Consider the following 2,359-nt stretch of genomic DNA (forward strand, 5'->3'; position numbering starts at 1 on the left):
ACAGCCTATTGTTTCTTTCCAAAAAAACCGTCACTCAACTTGAAAAAAGTAAATGACGGTCAATTATTTTTGAACTTCGCTTAACCCGAACTCAGGTTATTTATTATCCTCAGATGATAATTCTGTAAAGTAATCTTCTGGATTTGCATCAGTGTATTCATCTTCGAACTTTTCATCTGCTTCATTTTCCGAATTTAACAGAGGAATGGGAATAGATATAGGTCCCCATTCTGTTCCTGTTCCTTGTTGATGCGTGGATGTAAAAGTTCTTGAATTACAACTGCCCCAATGATGATGCGCATGAGCTACACAAGTCCAAATTCCTGTTGATTCATTCAAATTACAAGAATTAGGAATTCTAAATGATGGTGTATAACATTTACCTTTTCTATATGCATTAGCTGCATCATCCGCAATTTTCATTGCCATTTCTTTACTTTTGTGACTACCGTAGAAATATTTTCCCATATTTATCGTTTTTTGAGGTTATTTAGTTAATCTAACAGTTCATTAATTCTGTTTTCCAATGATTCAGTAATGAAATCTTCTATCAATCCTATTTTGCGCTCTGTGTACTGGGTAACAAGCATATCATTAAAAAATGCACCTTTATTTTCATAAGTAAAAAGCGGAAATCCTTCTTTCATAGTCAAAAAATTAATTAATAATCTAGCAGTTCTTTTGTTACCATCAATAAAAGGTTGATTAAGCCAAATTTCTTGTGCTAAAAGTGAAGATTTTTTAATCACATTTGTTTTACTCATTTCAATACGCCTAAATAACATTTGCATATTGAGATTAACATTTTCGGGATTACTCAAAGGCTCTATTCTCTGTGTATTTCCACTTGAAGTTGTAATTTGAATCTATTGTTCACAGCCTTAAAATCTCCTATTTTTTGACCTTTATCTTTGTAACTAAGATATTAATCATCTTGGAATAAAGTTCCCACTGTAAGCCAATTAAGTTCTTTCATTAGTTCTATTGAAAGCGGTTCCTGTTCTCTTACAGCCTTGAGCATTCTGATTAGTGCCTTATAAGTTCCTTTTTGCTCCAAAATATCTCGGGTTTTGATATTATCTCCAGATACTTCGCCATTATCAATAATTGATTGTGTTTGAGCTAAAGTTAAATTATTACCCTCCAATTGATTTGTAGAGTGAATATATCTAGCTAGTAGCTCTCTTTCTTGTTCTAAGCTTAGAACTATGTTTTGAGATTTATATTTATCGAGTAAAATAAAAATATCCATTTTATTTATCGTTATTTAAATTAATTATTTTGTAAAAGGTTGTTTTACTTCCAATTTTAAAAGCTTTCATAATATCTTCAACTGGAAGTTCTTTACTTTCATACGAAGCTTTTACCAAGGGCGCAATTTTTTGATATTTTTCAGTCATTCCTTTTGGTCTCCCGCCATTTTTTCCTCTTGCTCTAGCAGATTTCAATCCTGCGTTTGTTCTTTCTATTAAAACATTCCTCTCGTGTTCAGCTAAAACGCAAAATATTTGAAAAATCATTTTCCCACTTGCAGAACTTGTATCAATATTTTCAGAAATAGATTTAAAATGAATTCCTCTTTCATTTAGTTCAGTTACAAACTTGATAAGCCCAACGGTACTTCTTCCAACTCTGTCTAATCTCCAAACTGTTAAAATATCTCCTTTACGAATAAATTTCAATAATTCATTAAGTTGTGGCTTTTCTGATTTAACACCACTAACTTTATCAATAAAGATTTTTTCAGTTCCAATATTTTTCAAAGCATCAGTTTGTAAATCCAAATTTTGTTCAAACTTGCTTACTCTTGCATATCCTATTAACATAGTACACTTTACTCATTTAATACGAATATAATGTAATTTGAAATAATGTACAACGAAAATGTACTTGAGATTAATAATATTTTTGGATTTTTGAAAATACTTATTATTACAGTAAACCGACCGTTTTTTTATACTTTTTTCTTTTTAGCGCAACTTTTTCTTTTTTCAAAAAAAAGTTATCCACAATGGATGTTTTTTCCGACTATAAAACATTTGTTTTTTAAATAAACAAATGTTTTTAAATACATAGTTTTTTAGGGTTGCGCAAAGCCTTTATTCATGGGAGCTTAGAGTATGCTACTATGTAGGTCATTCCGGGCTAACTATGTAGGTCATTCCGGGGAAAACGGCTTTAACTATGTAGGTCATTCCGGGGATTTCAATTTAACTATGTAGGTCATTCCGGGGGTAAAACCTAAAAAAGCATGTTAACTATGTAGGTCATTCCGCTAACTATGTAGGTCATTCCGCTAACTATGTAGGTCATTCCGCTAACTATGTAGGTCATTCCGCTAACTATGTAGGTCATTCCG

The 2,359-nt window shown here is 31.5% G+C and carries 4 protein-coding genes; all 4 read right to left on the reverse strand.

Translation table 11 applies throughout. The features are described from left to right. Positions 1-96: 96 nt before the first annotated feature. The 4 genes from DRF58_RS17880 to DRF58_RS17895 all read right to left on the reverse strand — a co-directional run bounded on the left by DRF58_RS17880 (position 97) and on the right by DRF58_RS17895 (position 1,826). On the reverse strand, positions 97-468 hold the full coding sequence (locus tag DRF58_RS17880; RefSeq protein ID WP_116037299.1) for a hypothetical protein: 372 nt from the start codon (positions 466-468) through the stop codon (positions 97-99). Positions 469-494: 26 nt separating this feature from the next. Next, entirely contained in the window at positions 495-821 is a 327-nt protein-coding gene (locus tag DRF58_RS17885; RefSeq protein ID WP_123902445.1) for a Fic family protein, read from the reverse strand. 104 nt (positions 822-925) lie between these two features. After that, a complete protein-coding gene (locus DRF58_RS17890) occupies positions 926-1,252 on the reverse strand; it encodes a hypothetical protein (RefSeq protein WP_116037302.1) in 327 nt (108 codons plus the stop codon). A gap of 1 nt (position 1,253) precedes the next feature. Further along, positions 1,254-1,826 carry a recombinase family protein gene (locus DRF58_RS17895; RefSeq protein WP_116037304.1) on the reverse strand — a complete coding sequence of 191 codons (573 nt, stop codon included), beginning with the start codon at positions 1,824-1,826 and terminating at the stop codon, positions 1,254-1,256. Positions 1,827-2,359: the final 533 nt, after the last annotated feature.

The sequence above is a fragment of the Epilithonimonas hispanica genome (assembly GCF_003385395.1).
Lineage (GTDB): Bacteria > Bacteroidota > Bacteroidia > Flavobacteriales > Weeksellaceae > Epilithonimonas > Epilithonimonas hispanica.

Coding starts and splice junctions, on each gene's coding strand:
- DRF58_RS17880 (WP_116037299.1), bottom strand. CDS start 468: ATGGGAAAATATTTCTACGGTAGTCACAAAAGTAAAGAAATGGCAATG.
- DRF58_RS17890 (WP_116037302.1), bottom strand. CDS start 1,252: ATGGATATTTTTATTTTACTCGATAAATATAAATCTCAAAACATAGTT.
- DRF58_RS17895 (WP_116037304.1), bottom strand. CDS start 1,826: ATGTTAATAGGATATGCAAGAGTAAGCAAGTTTGAACAAAATTTGGAT.